Source organism: Paralimibaculum aggregatum (genome assembly GCF_030270585.1).
GTDB classification, from domain to species: domain Bacteria; phylum Pseudomonadota; class Alphaproteobacteria; order Rhodobacterales; family Rhodobacteraceae; genus Thermohalobaculum; species Thermohalobaculum aggregatum.
Map to the genome: position 1 here is coordinate 1 of NZ_BSYI01000134.1, position 616 is coordinate 616.

Below are 616 nucleotides of genomic sequence, written 5' to 3' on the forward strand. Positions count from 1 at the left end.
GACGCGCCCTCGAGATCGGCGGCACCTCCTGCAGCTCGGTCAATGCCATTCTCGGGAACAACCTCCATCGCCACCGGCCCGAGACGCCCGCGGAGGGGCCGGCGATCACGCACCAGAACATCCGCGGGCCCGAGTATTTCCACTGAGGAGGAGACATGCTCGACCATCCGACCCATCACCAGCTCAAAGAGTTCAAGCTCGATGGCATGGCGGACGCCTTTACCGATTTGCAAGCCCGTGACGATGCCGCCGATCTCAGTCATGCCGAATGGCTTGGCTTGCTGATCGACCGCGAGGCCGCCAGCCGCAGCACGAAGAAGTTCCAGAGCCGCATGCGCGCCGCGAAGCTGCGCCATGCCGGCGCGAGCATCGAGGACGCAGACTACCGGGCACCGCGAAAGCTGGACAGGACGCTCTTCAAGCAGCTCGCCACCGGCAAGTGGATCGAGGATCACCAAAACCTGCTGATCACCGGCCCCTGCGCCGTGGGCAAGACCTGGTTGGCCTGCGCCCTCGGACACAAAGCCTGTCGGGACGGCAAAACGGTCATCTATCAGCGCATCCCGCGCTTGTTTGCGGATCTGGAGCTGGCCCATGGTGACGGCCGCTTCCCGCG

The 616-nt window shown here is 64.8% G+C and carries 1 protein-coding gene; it reads left to right on the forward strand.

Features of this window, described 5'->3' with window-relative positions; all coding sequences use genetic code 11:
- Positions 1-155: 155 nt before the first annotated feature.
- Positions 156-616, forward strand: a 461-nt coding sequence (locus QSJ97_RS24640; RefSeq protein WP_285675151.1) for an ATP-binding protein, incomplete at its 3' end; no start/stop codon positions are given.